Origin of the sequence: Klebsiella sp. Ech2A (assembly GCF_030078455.1) — a bacterium.
Taxonomy (GTDB): Bacteria; Pseudomonadota; Gammaproteobacteria; order Enterobacterales; family Enterobacteriaceae; genus Klebsiella; species Klebsiella terrigena.
On record NZ_JAQGFU010000078.1, the window covers coordinates 1 to 21,036 of the forward strand.

Annotated in this window: 17 protein-coding genes; 6 read left to right on the forward strand and 11 right to left on the reverse strand. The window is 59.0% G+C overall.

The window, feature by feature from the left end:
* A partial coding sequence (locus tag PFH44_RS15065; protein WP_283825398.1) for a tetratricopeptide repeat protein occupies positions 1-2,647 on the reverse strand: 2,647 nt, incomplete at its 3' end.
* A gap of 113 nt (positions 2,648-2,760) precedes the next feature.
* Here PFH44_RS15065 and PFH44_RS15070 point away from each other — a divergent pair.
* Positions 2,761-3,954 carry an ROK family transcriptional regulator gene (locus PFH44_RS15070; RefSeq protein WP_283825399.1) on the forward strand — a complete coding sequence of 398 codons (1,194 nt, stop codon included), beginning with the start codon at positions 2,761-2,763 and terminating at the stop codon, positions 3,952-3,954.
* 32 nt (positions 3,955-3,986) lie between these two features.
* Complete coding sequence (locus PFH44_RS15075; protein ID WP_132514333.1) at positions 3,987-4,454, forward strand: DoxX family protein; 468 nt, start codon at positions 3,987-3,989, stop codon at positions 4,452-4,454.
* Positions 4,455-4,520: 66 nt separating this feature from the next.
* Here the strand turns inward: PFH44_RS15075 and glyA are convergent, their stop codons facing one another.
* Positions 4,521-5,774: a serine hydroxymethyltransferase gene (gene glyA / locus PFH44_RS15080; RefSeq protein WP_045856360.1), complete on the reverse strand. Its 1,254-nt coding sequence runs from the start codon at positions 5,772-5,774 to the stop codon at positions 4,521-4,523.
* A 322-nt stretch (positions 5,775-6,096) separates the two neighbouring features.
* Here glyA and hmpA point away from each other — a divergent pair, with 322 nt between their 5' ends.
* Positions 6,097-7,287 (forward strand): NO-inducible flavohemoprotein, encoded by a 1,191-nt coding sequence (gene hmpA / locus PFH44_RS15085; protein ID WP_283825400.1) that lies wholly within the window; start codon positions 6,097-6,099, stop codon positions 7,285-7,287.
* A 37-nt stretch (positions 7,288-7,324) separates the two neighbouring features.
* On the opposite strand, the gene glnB is transcribed toward hmpA, so the two are convergent.
* From glnB to purL, 5 genes are all read right to left on the reverse strand, one after another.
* Positions 7,325-7,663: a nitrogen regulatory protein P-II gene (gene glnB, locus PFH44_RS15090; protein ID WP_041146740.1), complete on the reverse strand. Its 339-nt coding sequence runs from the start codon at positions 7,661-7,663 to the stop codon at positions 7,325-7,327.
* Positions 7,664-7,823: 160 nt separating this feature from the next.
* Complete coding sequence (gene glrR, locus PFH44_RS15095; protein WP_045856364.1) at positions 7,824-9,161, reverse strand: two-component system response regulator GlrR; 1,338 nt, start codon at positions 9,159-9,161, stop codon at positions 7,824-7,826.
* A complete protein-coding gene (gene qseG / locus PFH44_RS15100; protein ID WP_283825404.1) occupies positions 9,148-9,852 on the reverse strand; it encodes a two-component system QseEF-associated lipoprotein QseG in 705 nt (234 codons plus the stop codon). Before qseG ends, glrR begins: the two co-directional genes overlap by 14 nt.
* Positions 9,853-9,869: 17 nt before the next feature.
* Positions 9,870-11,306 (reverse strand): sensor histidine kinase, encoded by a 1,437-nt coding sequence (locus tag PFH44_RS15105; RefSeq protein WP_123710371.1) that lies wholly within the window; start codon positions 11,304-11,306, stop codon positions 9,870-9,872.
* 662 nt (positions 11,307-11,968) lie between these two features.
* On the reverse strand, positions 11,969-15,856 hold the full coding sequence (purL, locus tag PFH44_RS15110; protein WP_283825401.1) for a phosphoribosylformylglycinamidine synthase: 3,888 nt from the start codon (positions 15,854-15,856) through the stop codon (positions 11,969-11,971).
* Between the two features lie 174 nt (positions 15,857-16,030).
* Here purL and mltF point away from each other — a divergent pair, with 174 nt between their 5' ends.
* Positions 16,031-17,647 carry a membrane-bound lytic murein transglycosylase MltF gene (mltF, locus tag PFH44_RS15115; protein ID WP_283825402.1) on the forward strand — a complete coding sequence of 539 codons (1,617 nt, stop codon included), beginning with the start codon at positions 16,031-16,033 and terminating at the stop codon, positions 17,645-17,647.
* On the opposite strand, the gene tadA is transcribed toward mltF, so the two are convergent.
* Positions 17,644-18,150, reverse strand: coding sequence for a tRNA adenosine(34) deaminase TadA (gene tadA, locus PFH44_RS15120; RefSeq protein ID WP_045856373.1), 507 nt, complete (start codon positions 18,148-18,150; stop codon positions 17,644-17,646). The genes mltF and tadA overlap by 4 nt on opposite strands.
* Before the next feature lie 60 nt (positions 18,151-18,210).
* On the reverse strand, positions 18,211-18,834 hold the full coding sequence (gene yfhb / locus PFH44_RS15125; protein ID WP_283825405.1) for a phosphatidylglycerophosphatase C: 624 nt from the start codon (positions 18,832-18,834) through the stop codon (positions 18,211-18,213).
* Positions 18,835-19,054: 220 nt separating this feature from the next.
* Here yfhb and PFH44_RS15130 point away from each other — a divergent pair, with 220 nt between their 5' ends.
* Together PFH44_RS15130 and PFH44_RS15135 are read left to right on the forward strand one after the other, a co-directional pair.
* Entirely contained in the window at positions 19,055-19,903 is an 849-nt protein-coding gene (locus PFH44_RS15130) for a MurR/RpiR family transcriptional regulator (protein ID WP_045856377.1), read from the forward strand.
* Between the two features lie 56 nt (positions 19,904-19,959).
* On the forward strand, positions 19,960-20,220 hold the full coding sequence (locus tag PFH44_RS15135; protein WP_045856379.1) for a YfhL family 4Fe-4S dicluster ferredoxin: 261 nt from the start codon (positions 19,960-19,962) through the stop codon (positions 20,218-20,220).
* Here PFH44_RS15135 and acpS read toward each other — a convergent pair.
* Both acpS and PFH44_RS15145 read right to left on the reverse strand, forming a co-directional pair.
* A complete protein-coding gene (gene acpS / locus PFH44_RS15140) occupies positions 20,217-20,597 on the reverse strand; it encodes a holo-ACP synthase (RefSeq protein WP_045856381.1) in 381 nt (126 codons plus the stop codon). The two genes, PFH44_RS15135 and acpS, sit on opposite strands and share 4 nt — an antisense overlap.
* Positions 20,597-21,036: pyridoxine 5'-phosphate synthase (locus PFH44_RS15145; protein WP_283825403.1), on the reverse strand; the 440-nt coding region annotated here is incomplete at its 5' end. The genes PFH44_RS15145 and acpS, both read right to left, overlap by 1 nt.

A 21,036-nucleotide genomic window follows, 5' to 3' on the forward strand; every position in this document is an offset into this window, starting at 1 on the left:
CCCCGCCCTCCCAGGGATGGAATTTTCGCGTACGGAGAATATCTGCGGCCTCGGCATAGCGCCCGCTGCTATTCCACAGGCTGAGCAACTCGGCGGTGAGATCGTCCCGCTTCAGCACCACGGCGCGATGCGCTTCCAGATGGCTCAATCGCTCGCTGACGGGAGCACCGGTCAGCTTGTTGAGGTAGTCGAGCTCGAAGCGGAAGCGCGCGTTCTGCGGTTCGATTTCCACCGCCCGCTGCAGGCCGGCCAGCGCCTGCGGCAGATCCTGACGTTTATTCCAGGCATAAACGCCAAGCAGGCGATGGGCCGGCGCGTAGTCTGGGTCTTTTGCCAGCACGTCACGCCAGCAGCTTACGGCATCCTCGTAGCGGCGCTTGCTATACCAGAAGCAGCCCAGCAGATAGCGGGCAAACGCGCTCTCTTCCAGCCGTTGCAGCATCCAGACTTCATCCAGGGTGTTGGGGAAGCGAACCCGCAGGGCGTGACAGCGCTGCGCCGAGGCGATGAACTGCTGGCGCTCGTCGGCGTCTTCGCATAGCGCGGCGCGCCACAGCATCGGCAGCGCCTCCTGAGAATCCAGTAGCGCCAGCAGCGCCTGTGCAGACGACGGCTGTCCGATAGAGAGCAGCCATCCCGCCAGCAGGCTGGCATTGGCGCCTCTGCGGCCGGTGACGCGCAGCAGGTTTTCCCGGGATTCGTGATCCTGGCCAATCATCCAGCGCACGCAGTGCAGCGGGTAGCTCAGCGGATACTGCCCGAGGCATCGGTCGATATAATCCTGCGCCTCATCGCCGCGCCCTAGTTTCGCCAGCGCCAGCGCCTTCAGGCCCATCGCGAGGTGGTTGGTGGCATTGAATTGCAGGCTGATGTCGACTTTTTCCAGCGCATCGGCAACCTCGCCGCGCTTCATCGCCAGCCGGGCCAGCGACCAGTAGGCCGCATCACGGCTGCCGCCGCTCCATGAGGCTTTGTAATAGCTATCCCAGGCGCTGGCTTCATCCCCCTGCCTTTCTAGGGCGCTGGCGAGAAGCATGCTGGCCTCGCCGTCGCGCGGATTTTTATTCAGCCGATGGGCGCGCCGCAGCGCGGCGCGGGCGCACTGCTCCGCCAGCGGCCAGTCGGCGCCGTTGAGCGCCAGGGTGCCAAGGGCGACGTTATTTCGGTAATCCTCGGGATCAATCGCAATAGCCCGACGGTAGTAGTCTCCGGCGTAGCGGCTGGCGTGATTATACTGCTCAAGATGCTGGCCAATGAAATAGAGCTCATCGCCATTGTCGATCTCGTCCGGCAGCGCCGGCGCGGTTGCCGGCTCCGGTAACGGGGTCTGCTGGGCGAGATGCTCCTGATAATGCAGCAGCGGCTCGCCCTCGGCGCTTTTCGCCCGCAGGGTCAAGCGCGAAGCGCCGTTCTCGGGTAGCGCGTGCTGCCAGCTTTCACCCGGCTGCAGGGTTAGCTGGGTTTCATAGAGCGGCTGATTATCCGCGCTCAGCTCCAGCACGATATTTTCCAGCGGCGCAATCGCATAGACTCCCAGCCGCAGCCGTTCGTCTTCACGAACCAGCTTTAGCGCCAGGCGGGTATTCGCATTTTGCACCATTCCCAGCTCGCTATACGGCAGGAAGTTTTGGACAAAAACTTTCTCTTCATAGGGCGCAAGCCAGGTGAAATCGGGTTGATTATCGGTAAAGACGCCGGTCATCAGCTCAATATAGGGACCATTAGCGTCGGTCAGATTGCGATCCCAGGCCTGGCCGAAATCACCATAGCCCCAGCTCCACTGCTTTTTACCCGGCGAGATATGGTGATCGGCGACGTGCAGCAGTCCGCCTCGTTCGTCGTGATGGTAGGCACCGACAAAATCATATGCTGATTTCTCTGCCATATAGGAGGTCGGCACCGGGACATTCTTATAGCGGGAGATATCCACGCCCGCGCTGTAGTCCACTTTATAGTAGGTGCCGGTGGCGATGGGGAAGGCAGAAACGTCGCGCTTGCCGTGATCGAACACGGCGGTAACGTCAGGTGGGAACACGCTCTGGTGGGCATCTCCGCCCTTCACCGCCGGGTTGGCCCACCATAAGAAGTGGCGCGGCGTGGCGTTGCCGTTAAAGACCTTGCCGGTAATTTCAATCAGCGCCCGGTCGGGGTAAAGGGTAAAACCGGCCATGACCTGCAGCCCGCGCATGGGCTCGGCTTCACCCATCCATACGGTTTGCACGCCGCCCTCCCCCTGCTGGATGGTAAAATCGACGGGCATAAAGGTTGTCGGACGATGGTGCTGTGGCCAGTTAAACTCGATCCCGCCGGATATCCACGGCCCGAGCAGGCCGACCAGCGCCGGTTTCACCACTTCGTTGTAGTAGACGAAATCACGCTGCTTAACTTTATCGTAGGCGCGATGGATGCGGCCGCCGAGCTCCGGCAGCAGCATGACGCGAATGAAATCATTCTCCATCCACACCGCCCGATAGTCGCGCATCTCCCGCTCGCCGGTTAAGGTATCAACCACGCCGTAGGGGTACACGCTGCCGGAGGAACCCTGATAGACCCGCTTTTCGAGGAACATCGGGTTAGGATCCTCCGCACCCGTCGTCCACGTCGGGAGTGTAATCGTTTCCTGCCAGACCTTAACCGAACCGTGCATAGCGCTCTCCACTAAAAGTAATTAAGTAAAAACCTGATGGAGGCGAGTTTATAATCTTGATTAGCGGTTAAAATGCGCAATGCTCACGCAATATAGTTAAGGGAGTTAAGTGTATGCAGCTAACCGGGTTCAACAACGTTCGGGTCAGGCAGGCCAACAAATCAATCTTTCTGGCCTGTTTGTGGCGAGAAAAGCAGCTCAGCAAATCGCAGCTCGCTCAGCTCAGCGGGCTTTCCATTCCGGCGGTGAGCAACATACTCGACGAGCTGCTCAGCGAAGGTCTCATCAGCCACTCTGCAGAAAAAATGAGCAATCGGGGCGTCAATAGCGGTAGCTTTCAGATCCCGCTGCACGGCGCCTGGACGCTGTGTATGAATATCACCCCCACCAGCATTGAGTACCAGCTCGCCGACGCTCGCCTGCTGGCCGTCGACGCGCACCAGCATATTCGTATCAATGCCCCGACGCCTCAGGCTTTGCTGGCGGCGATTATCGACTGCTGGCGCCGCGTCCACCGCCGCTATCCGCAGCATAAAATCAACGTCGCGCTGGGTGTTCACGGGCAGGTAGATCCGGTAACCGGCGTTTCGCAAACCATGCCGCAGGCGCGCTGGAAAACGCCTGTCGAACTCAAATATTTACTTGAGGAAGAGCTCGGCGTTCAGGTCAGGGTCGATAATGACTGCGCGATGCTGGCGCTGGCCGAAAAATGGCAGAACAGCGCCGCGCCGCAGGATTTTTGCGTGATCAACGTCGATTACGGTATTGGTTCATCGTTTGTTATTAACGATCAGATCTACCGCGGAAGCCTCTACGGCAGCGGCCAGATTGGCCATACGATCGTCAATCCTGACGGCACGGCCTGCGACTGCGGACGCTATGGCTGTCTGGAAACCATCGCCTCGCTCAGCGCGCTGAAAAAGCAGGCTCGGATGTGGCTAAAAACCCAGCCGGAGTCGCAGCCCTCCCCCGAAAAACTCACCACCGAGTCGCTTATTGCGGCCTGGGAACGGGGCGATGTGCATATCCGCGCCTGGGTTGAACGCTCCGCCAACGCCATTGGCCTGAGCCTGTATAACTTCCTCAATCTGCTCAATATTAATCAGATATGGCTCTATGGCCGCAGCTGCGCTTTTGGCGAGCAGTGGCTCAACACCATTGTTAAACAAACCAGCTTCAACCCCTTCGACCACGGCGACGCTCCGCGCGCGCACGCTACCCAAATTAGCTTCGGTCGGCTCACCCGCCCGCAGCAGCTGCTGGGCATTGGCTATCTGTACGTGGAGGAGGCGCTGGAGAAAATTTAGGCACCGGTCTCAATGCGTGGCGGGGAGGAAAATTGTGTATTACGTTTAAAGAACACGTCTTTCATAAGGTGCTGGTTATGAACGCATTGCGCTATTTTGATTTTGGTTCCTCGCGCCACGTACTGCTGCTGATTGCACGAATTGCCGTCGTGCTGCTGTTTATCATCTTTGGCTACCCCAAGCTTATGGGGTTTAGCGGCACCGTGCAGTATATGGCGTCATCCGGCGCGCCGCTGCCGACGCTGGCGGCCATTATCGCTATCGTGATGGAGGTTCCGGCGGCGATCCTGATTATTCTCGGCTTCTTCACCCGTCCGCTGGCGGTTATTTTTATTTTTTATACGCTGGGTACGGCGGTTATTGGCCACCACTACTGGGATATGTCCGGCGATGCGGTAATGCCGAATATGATTAACTTCTATAAAAACGTCAGCATTGCCGGCGCCTTCTTGCTGCTGGCGATAGTCGGCCCGGGCGCCATCTCCCTCGACCGCCGTTAATCATCGGGCAACGGACGTAAAAAAGGCCGCATTTGCGGCCTTTTATTCGCTTTCAACAGCTAAGCGTTATGCGTAAACCGGGAAGCGGGCGCAGATATCCAGAACTTTACCTTTAACGCGCTCGGTTACCGCTTCGTCATTGATATTGTCCAGAATGTCACACATCCAGCCGGCCAGCTCTTTCACTTCCGCTTCTTTGAAGCCGCGGCGAGTCACGGCCGGAGAACCGATACGGATACCGGAAGTCACGAACGGGCTCTTCGGATCGTTCGGCACGCTGTTTTTGTTCACGGTGATGTTGGCGCGGCCCAGGGCGGCGTCAGCTTCTTTACCGGTCAGGTTCTTATCAACCAGATCCAGCAGGAACAGGTGGTTTTCAGTCCCGCCGGAGACCACTTTGTAGCCGCGGTTCAGGAACACTTCCACCATCGCTTTAGCATTCTTAGCGACCTGCTGCTGGTAGACCTTGAACTCAGGCTCCATCGCTTCTTTCAGCGCCACGGCTTTTGCAGCGATAACGTGCATCAGCGGGCCGCCCTGGGCGCTTGGGAAGACGGCAGAGTTCAGCTTTTTGTACAGCTCTTCGCTACCGCCTTTCGCCAGGATCAGGCCGCCGCGCGGACCCGCCAGGGTTTTATGGGTCGTGGTGGTCACAACGTGAGCGTGCGGAACCGGGTTCGGATAGACGTCAGCGGCGATCAGGCCGGCCACGTGGGCCATATCAACGAACAGGTAAGCGCCGATGCTGTCGGCGATTTCACGCATTTTTGCCCAGTCAACGACGCCGGAATAGGCAGAGAAGCCGCCGATGATCATCTTCGGCTTGTGGGTCTGCGCCTGCTTCGCCATGTCTTCGTAGTCAATTTTACCGGACTCATCAATACCGTAAGGGATGATGTTGTAGAGCTTGCCGGAGAAGTTAACCGGGGAGCCGTGAGTCAGGTGGCCGCCCTGCGCGAGGTTCATACCGAGAACGGTATCGCCCGGCTGCAGCAGAGCGGTGTAAACCGCGAAGTTAGCCTGAGAACCGGAGTGCGGCTGCACGTTGGCGTAGTCGGCGCCAAACAGCTCTTTTGCGCGATCGATAGCCAGCTGCTCGACGACATCCACGTATTCGCAGCCGCCGTAGTAGCGCTTGCCCGGATAGCCTTCGGCATATTTGTTGGTCAGCTGAGAACCCTGAGCCTGCATCACGCGCGGGCTGGTGTAGTTCTCGGAGGCGATCAGTTCGATGTGCTCTTCCTGACGTACTTTTTCCTGCTCCATAGCCTGCCACAGTTCGGCATCATAATCGGCAATGTTCATTTCACGCTTTAACATCCGCATCTCCTGCTCAGCTAACAATAAATTACAGCTCTAAATGGGGGCCTTTTTGGGCGACGGCCCACAGTATAACTGAATCGTTCGGTGATAACAGGTCTTGACAAACGATTTTACGCAAACGTTTGGCTCCGCATGACACAAGGCTTTGAGCAATAACGCCTCTACGATTATCAACGGATTTCTTTTCAGGTTTGTGATGCAAATTCTTCACTTTGTAACTGTTTTAATGCGGAGTGTTAAAGAACCATTTACATTGCAGGGTTATTTATATAAGATGCATTTAAAATGCATCATTAAGATAACACTAAAGGAAGCTGCTATGCTCGACGCTCAAACCATCGCTACGGTCAAAGCCACCATTCCCCTGCTGGTCGAAACGGGTCCTAAGCTGACCGCCCACTTCTACGATCGCATGTTTGCTCATAACCCCGAACTCAAAGAAATCTTCAATATGAGCAACCAGCGCAACGGCGATCAGCGTGAAGCGCTGTTTAACGCTATTGCTGCTTACGCGAGCAATATCGATAACCTGGCGGCCCTGCTGCCGGCGGTAGAGAAAATCGCGCAGAAGCATACCAGCTTCCAGATCCGTCCGGAGCAGTACAATATCGTCGGCGGCCACCTGCTGGCGACGCTGGATGAAATGTTCAGCCCGGGCCAGGAAGTCCTTGATGCGTGGGGCAAAGCCTACGGCGTGCTGGCTAACGTCTTTATCAATCGCGAAGCCGAAATCTATCAGGATAGCGCCAGCAAGACCGGCGGCTGGGAAGGAACCCGCGCCTTCCGCATCGTGAAGAAAACCCCGCGCAGCGCGCTGATCACCAGCTTCGAAATGGAGCCGGTGGACGGCCAGCCGGTTGCCGACTATCAGCCGGGCCAGTACCTGGCCGTCTGGCTGAAGCCAGAAGGGTTTGAATATCAGGAGATTCGCCAGTACTCCCTGACGCGTAAGGCGGATGGCAAAGGCTATCGTATCGCCGTGAAGCGCGAGAGCGGCGGCCAGGTATCGAACTGGCTGCACAATGCGTCAAGCGAAGGGGACGTTGTCCACCTGGCGGCGCCGGCGGGCGACTTCTTCCTTACCGTTGATGCCGAAACCCCGGTAACGCTGCTCTCCGGCGGCGTCGGCCAGACGCCAATGCTGGCAATGCTGGATTCGCTGGCAAAAGCGCGCCATCCGGCGCAGGTTAACTGGTTCCACGCGGCGGAAAACGGCGAGGTTCACGCCTTTGCCGATGAGGTCAGCGCGCTGGGCGCGGCCCTGCCTAAGTTTGCGTCTCACGTCTGGTATCGCAGCCCAGGCGAAGAGGACCGTCAGGCGGCGCGTTTTAATAGCGAAGGTTTGATGGATTTGACCGCTCAGGCCGAGAGTCTGCGCGACCCGCTGATGCAGTTCTACCTCTGCGGCCCGGCGGCCTTTATGCAGCATGCGGCGAAGCAGCTGGTAGCGCTTGGGGTCAATAGCGAGCGCATTCATTACGAATGCTTCGGCCCGCACAAGGTGCTGTAACTGATAACCCTCTCCCCGCCGGGGAGAGGGTTAAAACTTAAATCGCTTCGTCGTCTTCTTCGCCGGTACGGATACGGATCACGCGCGCCACGTCAAAGACAAAGATTTTGCCATCGCCGATTTTACCGGTCTGCGCCGTGCGGATAATGGTATCGACGCAGGTATCGACGATATCATCCGTGACCACGATTTCGATTTTCACTTTTGGCAGAAAATCCACCATATACTCCGCACCGCGGTACAGCTCGGTATGGCCCTTCTGACGGCCAAAGCCCTTCACTTCCGTTACCGTCATCCCGGTGATGCCGACTTCCGCCAGCGCTTCACGCACGTCATCCAGCTTGAATGGTTTAATAATCGCATCAATCTTTTTCATGGTTTTCCTGTCTTAGAGCCTATCCCACTAAGGCTATTTTACTTGCCATTTTGAACCTGGGCAGTGCTCAAACTGCCTGCGACAATAACGCCTACTGGGATAGGCCCTTAGTCGCGTAACCGGTTGCTTACCGTATCATAACTTGCGCTATGGCGCGGAGCTACTCTTTAAAGTCGTTGGCGTCGAGCTCGTGGCGCGACAGCAGTTTGTAAAATTCGGTGCGGTTGCGCCCGGCCATTCTGGCCGCGTGCGTCACGTTGCCTTTGGTAATTTGCAGCAGCTTGCGCAGGTAGTTCAGCTCAAACTGATTGCGCGCCTCAACGAAGGTCGGCAGCGCGGTATTTTCGCCTTCCAGCGCCTGCTCCACCAGCGCATCGCTGATCACCGGCGAGGAGGTCAGCGCCACACACTGCTCAATCACGTTCACCAGCTGACGCACGTTGCCCGGCCATTTGGCAGCCATCAGCCGCTTCATCGCGTCGGTCGAGAAGGCGCGAACAAACGGCTTATGCCGGTCGGCCGACTGCCGCAGCAGATGGTTGGCAAGAAGCGGAATATCCTCGGTGCGATCGGCGAGAGGCGGGATCTTGAGGTTCACCACGTTCAGACGATAGAACAGATCTTCGCGGAACTCGCCGCGGGCCATCGCCTTAGGCAGATCGCGGTGGGTGGCGGAGACGATGCGCACGTCGATGTCGATGTCGCGGTTGCTGCCCAGCGGGCGAACCTTGCGCTCCTGCAGGACGCGCAGCAGTTTTACCTGCAGGGCCACCGGCATATCGCCGATCTCATCGAGGAACAGCGTGCCCCCTTCGGCGGCCTGGAACAGCCCTTCCCGATTGCTGACCGCGCCGGTAAAGGCGCCGCGGGCGTGGCCAAACAGCTCAGACTCCAGCAGCTGCTCCGGCAGGGCGCCGCAGTTAATGGCGACAAAGGGCTTCGCATGGCGCGGGCTGGCGTTATGGATCGCCTGGGCGACAATCTCTTTGCCGGTGCCGCTCTGGCCGTTAATCAGCACGCTGACGTCCGACTGTGCCACCATGCCCGCCTGCTCCAGCAGGCGCTGCATCAGCGGGCTACGGGTCACAATCGCCTGACGCCAGCGCTCATCCGTCGTCGGCGCGCTGTGCTCCAGCGCGTCATCAATGGCTTTGTACAGCGCGTCTTTGTCCACCGGCTTGGTCAGGAAGCTGAACACTCCCTGCTGGGTCGCGGCCACCGCCTCGGGAATCGAACCGTGGGCGGTGAGAATGATCACCGGCATTCCCGGCTGCACCTTCTGGATTTCGGCAAACAGCTGCAGGCCGTCCATTTCATCCATGCGCAAATCGCTGACCACCAGGTCGACCTTATCGCGCCCCAGCACGCGCAGCGCCTCCGGGCCGCTTTCGGCAGTGGTCACGCTGTATCCTTCGCTGACAAGACGCATTCCCAGCAGCTTCAGCAGCCCTGGATCGTCGTCCACCAGCAGCAGGCGCGCGGGTTTACGGCTCGTCATGCGTGGCCTCCGGGATTTTTTCGCCGCCGTGCCCGACGTCAGAATTAAAATTTCCGCCCGGCTTGCGGGTGGAGAGCTGGCGCTCGATATCGGTGAGGTTTTCCAGCTTACGCGTGGTGAGCTCCAGCTCGCCGCGCAGCTGCTGCTCCTGCTGGCGCAGCGCGTCAAGTTCGGCATCGCTGGTCTGCTGTAGCTTCGCGTAGCGGGAGCGTTCGTCCACCAGCTGCAGCTGTCGGCTCTGCCCGTCGCGCCAGAGCTGGTAAAGCGGGCGCACCTGCACGGCTATTTGCGAGCTGAAGGTGTCCAGGCGAGAAACCAGCTCGCGCCGCTCGTCGGGGGTAATTTTGGCGTCGGCCAGCAAAATGCCGCGCTTAAACGCATCCTGCCAGCGGTCGTCATCGTGCTGCCGGGCTTCCGCCCGCGCCTGCGCCGGAGAAAGGCGATCGGCGCAGTCAATTCCGCGCAGCCAGTAGAGCGGATTTTTGTCGCTGATATCCCCGCTAAGGGACCAGATATCCGCGCACTCAACCGAGAGGAAATCCGCCACCTGGTGCTGCGGCAGCTCGGGCTGCGCTTTGTCGCCTGCCGTGTGCGGTGATAAAGCCGTGGAACATCCGGCCAGCGCCAGGCAGGAGATGCCGGTCAGCAGCCAGACCCTGACGGGACGAACCCATGCGAAAAAGTGGGACATAGTCACCCATTGTTGATTCATGTGTTGATTTTTCCCGGCTCGGCGGCGGGAAGCGTGATGCGAAAACAGATAAGCCCGGGTAGATCGTCGACCAGGCTTAGCTCGCCCTGCATTTGTCGAACGCAGTCCCGCGCAATGCTTAGCCCGAGGCCGCTGCCTTTTACCGCCCCTTTACGCTGGTGACTTCCCTGATAAAAGGGCTCAAAAATCATTTTTCTTTCCACTGGCGGTATCGGCTCGCCGCTGTTGCTTACGTCGATGCGCACCTGCTCGCCGTGCCGGTAGCTATGAATATGAATGTTACCGGATTCAGCACCATAGTGCACCGCATTGGAGTAGAGATTATCCAGCACGCTCGCCAGCAAAGCCGGCTCCGCCTGGCAGAATCGGGCCTCCAGGCTGAGATCCGTGCGCATCAGTTTAGCTCTTGCCGGCAGGCTGTGGGCAGAAACAACGCTTTCGACCAGCTCCGCGAGGTTAACGGTCTCGCGCGCCACCGGGCCGTCGGCCTGTTTACGGTTGTAATCAAGCAGCTGTTCAATCAGCTTTTGCAGGTTGCGGCTGCTGGCGTCGAGGATCTCGACAATCTCCTGCTGCTCGGCGGTCAAAGGCCCGGCAACGCGGTCGGCAAGCAGCTCCGTACCTTCGCGCATGCTCGCTAAGGGCGTTTTCAGCTCATGGGAGAGATGGCGCAAAAACTGATGCCGCTGCGACTCCAGCCAGGCCAGGCGCTCGCTCAGCCAGATGATGCGTTCGCCGACCGAGCGCAGCTCGCGTGGCCCGGTGAATAGCGCCGCGTTATCCAGCGACTTCCCCTCCCCCAGCCGGTTAATCATCTTCTCAATCCCTTTTACCGGGCCGATGATCATTCGGGTAAACAGCAGCACCAGCGCCAGGCTCAGCAGAAACAGCACCAGCGCCTGCCAGCCGAAGAACTGCCCACGTTCGGCGATCTCCTGCTGCAGCTGCTGCCCGCGGGAATAGACAACCGTTCGGGTGGCCTGCACCATCACGCTGTTGGCCGTAGCGAAGGCTTCCAGGCTCTCTGCCGACTTCGCGTCGGGGCTGCTGTTTTTGCACCTCAGCTGCGCCAGGTCGCTCAAATCCTGGCTCAGGGCCTGCCAAATTTTCTCATCCGGCAGCACGCCGGCGTGCGCGTCCAGCATTTCGCTGTAGCGCTGGCGCTGATTTTGATAAACCTTCGCCAGCGTCGGATCGTCCAGCACGCAGTACTGGCGGTAGCTGCGCTCCATTTCCAGCGAAGCGTTAACCATCGCCTCGCTGCGCCGGGCGTCAACCAGGGTGGTGCGGTTGATGTGCGCGGCCTGGGCGCTGAGAGCGTTCAGGCTCTGCCACGCCTGCCAGGCCAGAACCAGCAGCGGTAGCAGGATCAGCACGAAGGAGAGCGTCACCAGCTGGCGCAACGATCGGGGGAAAAGGGAGAGTCGCTTCAAGTATATAGCCTCAAACATTCGCTTAAGACGATGCTAACCGAGGACGCCGCAGAGTAACAGGTGCAATCAGCAGATCTGCCGTACGAAGGGAGACGGGTCGGGGCATTTCCCGTCAACGACGCGGGTCATTATCCCCGCGCGCCGACGTCTTGCCATACCGCAGACATAATAAAGCCAGGCATTTGCCTGGCTTTATTAAGAAATAAGGCGGTGCCTAACTCGACGTTTCGCCCGATGGCTGATAAAGCAAAGCTGTTATCAGGAGTTGGACGGCAGGCACCTTGTTGTGCGTCATTCGAAGTTTATGTAGCGCGTCCCGAAGGGGCTGACATAAGAAGGTGAATGAGCCACTGCATATTATTATGCACGTTCTATGCCACATTACAAAATATTTTATTAACACAATGAAATATAAATGGTTTTCTATATTTTACACCCTCGAAGGTGAGGCCTGTTTTTTAGCCACAGTGTCGCCATTTAGCAACACTTAAACACTGACTTAGCGACCACCTTTAAAATCAAATGGTTAAATGTCTCCTTTTGGAGACACCCCTCCCCGGCGTTTGTCGGTAAATCCCGACACCCTGCAGCGATAGCCATCACAAACAAAAAGGCCCCCCGCTTTCGCGGGAGGCCTTTTAGAGCATCAGCCAGGGATCGGTTTAGCCCAGCTGCTTACGCGCGTTGCGGAAAATACGCATCCACGGGCTGTCCTCGCCCCAGTTTTCCGGGTGCCAGGAGTTTGCCACGCTGCGGAAGACGCGCTCAGGGTGCGGCATCATGATGGTGGCGCGGCCGCTTTCGCTGGTAACGGCGGTAATCCCGTTCGGCGAGCCGTTCGGGTTCGCCGGGTAGCTTTCGGTCACTTTACCGAAGTTATCGACGAAACGCAGCGCGACCAGGCCTTTGCTCTCAAGCTGCGCCAGATGCGCGCCGTCGCGAACCTCCACCTGCCCTTCACCGTGAGACACGGCGATAGGCATCATTGAGCCGACCATCCCCTGCAGCAGCAGAGACGGGCTTTGCGTCACTTCAACCAGGCTGAAGCGCGCCTCAAAGCGGTCAGAATAGTTACGTACGAAGCGTGGCCACAGGTCGCTTCCCGGGATCAGCTCCCGCAGATTGGACATCATCTGACAGCCGTTACACACGCCCAGCGCGAGGGTCTGCGGACGATGGAAGAAGGTCGCAAATTCATCGCGCACGCGGTCGTTGAACAGAATCGATTTCGCCCAGCCTTCGCCCGCCCCCAGCACGTCGCCGTAGGAGAAGCCGCCGCAGGCCACCAGCGCCTGGAAGTCGGCAAGGCCGGTACGGCCCGCAAGCAGGTCGCTCATGTGCACGTCAACGGCATCAAAGCCCGCGCGATGGAAGGCCGCGGCCATCTCAACGTGCGAGTTAACGCCCTGCTCGCGCAGTACCGCCACCTTCGGACGGGCGCCGGTCGCAATGTACGGCGCAGCGATATCTTCGTTGATATCGAAAGAGAGCTTCACGTTAAGGCCAGGATCGCTGTCGTTGCTTTTCGCGGCGTGCTCGCTATCGGCACACTCGGGGTTATCGCGCAGACGCTGCATCTGCCAGGTGGTTTCTGCCCACCACATACGCAGCGTAGAACGGCTTTCGCTGAATACCGGGCTGCCGTCGGCGGTGATGACGAAGCGATCGCTCGCCGTTGCCTGACCCAGGTAGTGGGTGCAATCCGCCAGACCGTGGGAGGCCAGCAGCGCTTCAACCGCCTCGCGATCCGCGGCGCGAACCTGAATAACCGCCCCGAGCTCTTCGTTGAACAGCGCCGCCAGGCTATCGTCGCCCAGCGCGGCGATATCCACATCCACGCCGCAGTGGCCGGTAAAGGCCATCTCGGCCAGCGTCACCAGCAGGCCGCCGTCGGAACGGTCGTGGTATGCCAGTAGCTTGCGTTCAGCTACCAGCGCCTGCATTGCGTCCCAGAAGCCTTTCAGCTGCGCGACGTCGCGAACGTCCGCCGGGGTATCGCCCAGCTGGCGATAAACCTGCGCCAGCGCGGTCGCGCCCAGCGCGTTGCGGCCGTTGCCTAAATCAATCAGCAGCAGGGCGTTGTCTTCGGTGGAGAGCTGCGGCGTCACGGTGCGACGCACGTCTTCCACGCGGGCAAAAGCGGTGATCACCAGCGACAGCGGAGAGGTCATCTCGCGCTGCTCGCTGCCTTCCTGCCAGCGGGTTTTCATCGACATAGAATCTTTGCCGACCGGGATAGTCAGGCCCAGAGCCGGACACAGCTCTTCGCCAACCGCTTTCACCGCTTCGTACAGACCGGCATCTTCGCCCGGGTGTCCGGCCGCTGCCATCCAGTTTGCCGAAAGCTTCACGCGATTCAGCGCACCAATTTGCGTTGCCGCCACGTTGGTCAGCGCTTCCCCGACCGCCAGGCGGGCGGAGGCGGCGAAATCGAGTAATGCCACCGGCGAACGTTCGCCAAGGGCCATCGCTTCGCCGTAGTAACTATCGAGGCTGGCGGTGGTAACCGCGCAGTTCGCCACCGGGATCTGCCATGGGCCAACCATCTGATCGCGCGCCACCATGCCGGTAACGGTGCGGTCGCCGATGGTGACGAGGAAGGTTTTTTCCGCCACCGCCGGCAGGTGCAGAACGCGATTTACCGCGTCGGCAACGGTTATTCCCTGGCGATTCAGCGCTTCGCCTTTGGCCTTCAGGGTCTGCACGTCGCGGGTCATTTTCGGCGTTTTGCCCAGCAGCACGTCCAGCGGCAGATCGATCGGCTGGTCGTTGAAATGGCTGTCGCTCATATTCAGATGCAGCTCTTCGGTAGCGTCACCAATCACGGCGTAAGGCGCGCGCTCGCGGCGGCACAGCTCGTCGAACAGCGGCAGCTGGTCCGGCGCTACCGCCAGCACGTAGCGCTCCTGGGATTCGTTACACCAGATTTCCAGCGGGCTCATGCCCGGCTCGTCGCTGAGGATATCGCGCAGCTGGAATTTACCGCCGCGGCCGCCGTCGCTCACCAGCTCCGGCATGGCGTTCGAAAGGCCGCCCGCGCCGACGTCGTGGATAAACAGAATCGGGTTGGCGTCACCCAGCTGCCAGCAGCGGTCAATGACCTCCTGACAGCGGCGCTCCATTTCCGGGTTGTCGCGCTGGACGGAGGCGAAATCGAGGTCCGCATCAGACTGACCGGATGCCATAGACGAGGCCGCGCCGCCGCCGAGGCCAATGTTCATCGCCGGCCCGCCGAGCACGATAAGCTTCGCCCCAACGATAATTTCGCCTTTCTGGACATGATCGGCGCGAATGTTGCCGATACCGCCAGCCAGCATGATCGGCTTGTGATAGCCGCGCAGCTCTTCACCGTTGTGGCTGGTCACCTTTTCTTCATAGGTGCGGAAGTAGCCGTTCAGCGCCGGACGACCAAATTCGTTGTTAAACGCCGCGCCGCCCAGCGGACCGTCGGTCATGATATCCAGCGCGGTCACGATGCGGTCCGGTTTGCCGAAATCTTCTTCCCACGGCTGTTCAAAGCCCGGGATGCGCAGGTTCGATACTGAGAAGCCGACCAGGCCCGCTTTGGGCTTCGCTCCGCGCCCGGTTGCGCCTTCATCGCGAATTTCACCGCCGGAGCCGGTCGCCGCGCCCGGCCACGGAGAAATTGCCGTCGGGTGGTTGTGCGTTTCTACCTTCATCAGGATATGCGCCGCTTCCTGATGGTAGTCATAAATCCCGTCCTGATGGCTGGCGAAGAAGCGCCCGACCTCGGAACCTTCCATAACCGCGGCGTTGTCTTTGTAAGCGGACAGAACGTAGTCCGGGGTCTTCTCAAAGGTATTTTTGATCATCTTAAACAGCGACTTCGGCTGCTGTTCGCCGTCGATGACCCAATCGGCGTTAAAAATCTTGTGGCGGCAGTGCTCGGAGTTGGCCTGCGCGAACATATAGAGCTCGATATCGTTCGGGTTACGGCCCAACGTTTTGAAAGCATCCTGCAGGTAGTCGATTTCGTCGTCCGCCAGCGCCAGCCCCAGACGGAGGTTAGCGTCAATCAGCGCCTGACGGCCCTGGCCCAGCAGATCGACGCTGGTGACCGGCTTAGGCTGATGCTGAGCGAACAGCTTCGCGCCCTCTTCCAGCGCGTCGAATACGCTTTCCATCATTCGGTCGTGCAGTTCGTCTGCAACGACGGCCCACTGCTCTGCGCTCAGCGTGCCGGCTTCAACGTAGTAGGCTACGCCGCGCTCAAGGCGCACAACCTGTGCCAGGCCGCAGTTATGGGCGATATCGGTAGCTTTAGAAGACCAGGGGGAGATGGTGCCAGGGCGGGGGGTGACGAGCAGTAATTTACCGGTTGGGGTATGGCTACTTAAGCTTGGGCCATACTTGAGCAGTCGTGCCAGCCTCTCGCGATCCTCGCCGCCGAGCGGGGCGTTCAGGTCGGCAAAATGAACATACTCTGCATATATTGTGCTTACCGGGATGTTGGCCGCCTGGAAACGTGCCAGCAGTTTATTGATACGAAATGCCGACAGTGCAGGTGAACCACGCAAAATTTCCATCATAAGTCTCTCGTCTTCGAAGCTTTCAATATGAGCCAGGGGGGAAACGGGCGCTATTATAGTGAATCCTGCGCCCTGACGAAACCGTTTGCGTGGAAATAAAATCATTCGCCGCGTTTATCATTAAATGTGACCTCTATCGCGAATAAGTTGCCAACTGGCGCATTCTTAAGCAAAATGCCGCTCATTCACCGACAACCTTTTACTTTTTCCGGTCATAGTCTGCTGAGGAACACAGAGCTGCAGAAGATTAACTATCTGAAAAAACTAAAGATTAATTATCTGCTCATCGGCATTGTTACCTTATTGCTGGCGGCTGCCCTGTGGCCGTCGATCCCGTGGTCGGGAAAACCAGAGAACCGCGTGGCGGGAATTGTGTCGCGCGGGGAGCTGCGCATCAGCACCATCAACTCGCCGATGACCTTTGCGACCATCAATGACAAAACCTACGGTCTTGATTACGAGCTGGCGCAGCAGTTCGCCGACTACCTCGGCGTAAAGCTGAAGATCACCGTTCGGCAGAATATCAGCCAGCTGTTTGACGATCTGGACAGCGGAAAGGCCGACATGCTCGGCGCCGGGCTGGTCTATAACTCCGAGCGGGTGAAGAACTATCAGCCGGGACCGAGCTACTACTCCGTATCGCAGCAGCTGGTCTACCGAGTCGGCAGCCCACGCCCGCGCACCCTTGCTACTCTCAACGCCGACCAGCTGGCTATCGCCCCGGGCCACGTCGCCATTAACGACCTGCAGAGCCTGAAGGAGAGCAAATACCCCGATCTCAGCTGGCGCGTCGATGAAAAGCGCGGCACCACGGCGCTAATGCAGGCGGTGATCGATGGCGATCTGAGCTACACCATCGCCGATTCCGTGGCGGTCAGCCTGTTTCAGCGCGTTCATCCTGAGCTGGCGGTCGCGCTGGATATCAGCGATGAGCAGCCGGTGACCTGGTTTAGCGTGAAGGGCGAAGACAACTCGCTCTCGGCGGCGATGCTCGATTTCTTCAACAACATTAATGAAGACGGCACCCTGGCGCGGCTGGAAGAGAAGTATCTCGGGCACGGCAACGATTTCGATTATGTCGATACGCGCACCTTCCTGCGGGCGGTAGAGAATGTCCTGCCGGACCTGCAGCCGATGTTTGAAAAGTACGCCCGCCAGATCGACTGGCGCCTGCTGGCGGCGATTGCCTGGCAGGAGTCGCACTGGGATCCGCAGGCAACCTCCCCGACCGGAGTTCGCGGGATGATGATGCTCACCCGGAACACCGCTCAGAGCCTGGGATTAACCGACCGCACCGATGCCGAGCAGAGCGTCAACGGCGGCATGCGCTATCTGCAGGATATGATGAACAAGGTTCCAGATTCGGTTCCCAAAGATGAACGGATCTGGTTTGCGCTGGCGGCGTACAATATGGGCTACGCGCATATTCTAGACGCCATCGCCCTGACGAAAAAACAGCAAGGGAATCCCAACAGCTGGGCGGACGTGAAGCAGCGCCTGCCGCTGCTCAGCCAAAAATCCTACTATAGCAGGCTGAAATACGGCTATGCGCGGGGCCATGAAGCCTACGCTTACGTCGAAAACATTCGCAAGTACCACATTAGCCTGGTGGGCTATCTGTCCGAGAAGGAGAGCAAGGACGAGCAGGCGCTGGCGATGGCCGGTGACTATCCGGCGGTTATGCCGGATGAGGTAGATAAAAAGGAAGAGCAGGCGCTACCGTTTTTCAAATTCCGCACCGAAGCGCTGGTCGATAACGCCAGGTTCAAAATCCCCGGGCTGAGCCACTAGTTCTCGCCCGCCTGACGCGCCTTTTTCAGCGCCTTTTTCTCTTCTCGCCGCCAGCGGAAAAAATCGCTCAGCATCGCCGAACACGACTCGGCGAGAACGCCTTCAGCGATCTCAACCCGATGGTTCATCCCCGGATGGTGCAGCACGTCGATAAGCGATCCGGCGGCGCCGGTCTTCGCATCCCGGGCGCCAAATACCAGCCGCGAGATGCGGCTATGCACCATCGCCCCGGCGCACATCACGCACGGCTCGAGGGTCACGTACAGCGTGGCGTCAATCAGGCGGTAGTTTTGCAGCACCAGCCCGCCCTGGCGTATGGCCATGATCTCGGCGTGCGCGGTCGGATCGTGACGGCCGATCGGACGATTCCAGCCCTCGCCGATGACCTGGTTATTGTGTACCAGCACGGCGCCCACCGGCACCTCGCCCTCTTCCCAGGCGCGTTTAGCCAGCGTCAAAGCGTGACGCATCCAGTATTCATCATTGCGTTCATGGTCAGACAAAGCGGGACTCCTGTGCAAAAGCGGGGCGCATTATACATGCCGGCCGCGCATTAGACACTATCACTCTAGCTGATGCAGATCGCCCTGTGGCGTCACCCGCCAGCGGTGCTGGCAAAAGCAGAGCAGCGGATTATCCTGCTCGCTATCGCTGTAGCCGCTATACAGCCGCAGCGGCGCGCCGATTTGTTGCTCCAGCTGCACCACTTTTTCATGCCCCAGGCAGCGCAGAGTCAGGACCCAGCCGCCGTAGCGGCGCGCCATTCTGCTGGCGATGAGGTTCACTCTCGGTAGCCAGGGCGTGTCAAAATAGACCTGCTCCACCAGCGACTGCGGTGAACCGGTGATCAGCCAGACGTCGGCATCGGTGCTGGTCAAATAGCCCGTTAGCCGGGCATGCACCACCGGGAACGCCGTCACGTGCTGGCGAAACCAGCGGACAAAGTTCGCCTCAAGACGCTTGAGCTTCGCCTCGCTGCGTCCGCAGGTGGAGGCCCACAGCAGCAGGCTCATCGGCCAGCGCGCCGCCCTGCCGTTGACCAGCAGCCCGCCGAGGATAACCGGCAGCAAAAGCATCACCGGCAGCAGATTCAGGGGCTGATGACGCAGGACGTAGCGTATGAAGCTGCCAAACATATCCTGCTGGTGCAGGGTTCCATCAAGATCAAAAAAGACCACCCGACGCATAGCGCTATTCAAACTCAACCTCTTCTTTTCGTCATTCCGGCTGCCCGCTAGCTTACCAGCCTTGCACCCTTAATATTAAAAACATCTGCGAGCGTTGAATTTAGGTTAAGGTCGTTGATGAAGAAATCTCAGCACCAGAATTTTTAATTCGCCATAATCCTCTTATAATCGAATACAAAATTCTTTCAGCAGAGGGTGAAGGCCGTCCTCAGGAAAACCTATGAACTGTTTAATCCGCATTCGCCAGCGCTATCCCTCGCTGGCGGCAAGCGATAAAAAGCTGGCTGATTTTATCCTCGCCGAGCCGGACCAGACCCGGCACCTCAGCTCGCAGCAGCTGGCGGGTGAAGCGGGCGTCAGCCAGTCGAGCGTGGTGAAATTCGCCCAAAAGATGGGCTTCAAAGGTTTCCCGGCCCTGAAGCTGGCGCTGAGCGAAGCGCTGGCCAGCGCGCCCGACCCGCAGTCGGTCCCGGTGCATAACCAGATCCTCGGCGACGATCCGCTGCGTCTGGTGGGCGAAAAGCTGATTAAGGATAACGTGGCGGCGATGCACGCCTCGCTGGACGTGAACAGCGAAGAGAAGCTGCTGGAGGCCGTTGCGCTGCTGCGCACCGCTCGTCGGGTCATTATTACCGGCATCGGCGCCTCGGGCCTGGTGGCGCGCAACTTCAGCTGGAAGCTGATGAAGATTGGCGTCAACGCCGTCGCCGAGCAGGATATGCATGCCCTGCTGGCCACCGTCCAGGCGATGTCGCCAGACGATCTGCTGCTCGCCATCTCCTACTCCGGCGAGCGGCGGGAAATCAACATGGCGGCGGCGGAAGCCCTGCGCGTTGGCTGTCGGATCCTGGCGATCACCGGCTTCAGCCCCAACGCGCTGCAGCAGCAGGCCTCCCAGTGCCTGTACACCATTGCCGAAGAGCAGGCGACGCGCAGTGCGGCGATCTCCTCGACCAGCGCGCAGATGATGCTGACGGATCTGCTGTTTATGGCGCTGGTACAGCAGGATCTTGAGCACGCGCCGGACCGCATTCGCCACAGCGAGGCGCTGGTGAAAAAGCTGGTGTGAGCAGAAAATGGGCGTATAATGCCCGCCCTGTTTGTGTTGTTTCTGAGAATTACCTGATGGCGCTGTTAATTACCAAAAAATGCATCAACTGCGATATGTGCGAACCGGAATGTCCGAACGAGGCCATTTCGATGGGTGATAGCATTTATGAAATTAACAGCGATCGCTGCACGGAATGCGTGGGTCATTACGAAACGCCCACCTGTCAAAAAGTGTGCCCGATCCCCAATACGATCCTCAAAGATCCGGCGCACCTCGAGAACGAAGAGCAGCTGTGGGATAAGTTTGTGCTGATGCACCACGCCGATAAAATCTAGCTTTCGATAATGACCGTTGCGCAGGCGTAGTGGCGCTCATCGGCCAGCGTGACGTGAACGGCGCTGACTCCCAGGCGCTCCGCCAGATTCCTGGCTTCGCCCCACAGGCGCAGCTTCGGTTTACCCAGCTCGTCGTTATAAACCTCAAACTGGTTAAAAGCCAAACCGTTGCGAATGCCGGTACCCAGCGCTTTTGCCGCCGCCTCTTTCACCGCGAAGCGCTTGGCCAGAAAACGCACCGGCTGCTGGTGCTGCTCCCAGATTGCCCACTCGTTATCGCTTAATACGCGGCGGGCAAGGCGATCGCCGCTGCGGGCGATCACCGCTTCAATGCGGGCAATTTCAACGATATCCGTGCCCAGCCCGAGAATAGCCATTAAGGACGGGCTTCCTGCATCAGGCGCTTCATTTCAGCCACCGCTTCCTTCAGGCCGCTCATCACCGCGCGACCGATAATCGCGTGGCCAATATTCAGCTCATGCATTTCCGGCAGTCGGGCGATGGCCTTGACGTTGTGGTAGGTCAGACCGTGGCCGGCATTGACCTTCAGGCCAAGGCTGGCGGCATAGGTGGCCGCTTTGGCAATGCGCTCGAGCTCTTTGGCCTGCTGCGCGTCGCTTTCGGCATCCGCGTAGCAGCCGGTATGAATTTCGATATAGGGCGCGCCCACTTCCGCCGCCGCCTCAATTTGCGCAAAATCGGCATCAATGAACAGCGAAACCAGAATGCCGGCATCGGCAAGACGCTGGCAGGCGTCGCGCATTTTTTCGCGCTGGCCGGCCACGTCCAGGCCGCCTTCGGTGGTCACTTCCTGAC